Source organism: Lutibacter sp. TH_r2 (genome assembly GCF_033101135.1).
In the GTDB taxonomy this organism is placed as follows: Bacteria; Bacteroidota; Bacteroidia; order Flavobacteriales; family Flavobacteriaceae; genus Lutibacter.
The window spans coordinates 1-576 of sequence record NZ_JAWMPV010000017.1 but is presented as its reverse complement, the minus strand read 5'-3'; the positions used below and the strand labels follow the sequence as shown (position 1 = coordinate 576).

Annotated in this window: 1 protein-coding gene; it reads right to left on the bottom strand. The window is 24.3% G+C overall.

What is annotated here, in order from left to right; genetic code table 11:
• Positions 1-5: 5 nt before the first annotated feature.
• The coding region (locus R3X25_RS15175) for a hypothetical protein (protein WP_317675815.1) at positions 6-576 on the bottom strand (571 nt) is incomplete at its 5' end.

Below are 576 nucleotides of genomic sequence, written 5' to 3'. Positions count from 1 at the left end.
CGTATTTAATCTTTAATCGACTTTTTATCTATTTTTAAATAATTCAAGAAAATATAAAGTCTTAACGTATCAATCGATTTTGTCTCTAACTTATCATAAGAGTTAGTTACTTTGATTAATAAATCTTTTAATTTCTTTCCGCTATCAGCTGAATCAATCATTATTGCTATTACAGCTCTTTTTGAAAAATCTGGATATTCATTATTTTTCCCATAATTCAGATAATGTTTTTCCATAATTAAATCAATTTTATCAATTGAAAATCCATTTTCCTTATAAATCGAATCGCAATCAATTCCTAAAATATTTTTTTTTCTAAATGAGCCAAATTCGAAATTATATGGAATTACTTGCTTTTTCGTTTTGTTGTCGCTAAACTCTAGAATCAAATTTTGAAAATCAATTTTATCAGTAATCTGCGAAAAATTATAATTTGTAGAATCTAACGAAATTATTTCTCCATTAAACTCTGAAACATCAAAATCAGAAGGATAATATTTAACTTGCTCTTTTTCGTTTTCACAACTAACAATCGAGAACAAAATCAATAAGTAAATAATCTTTTTCATCATATGT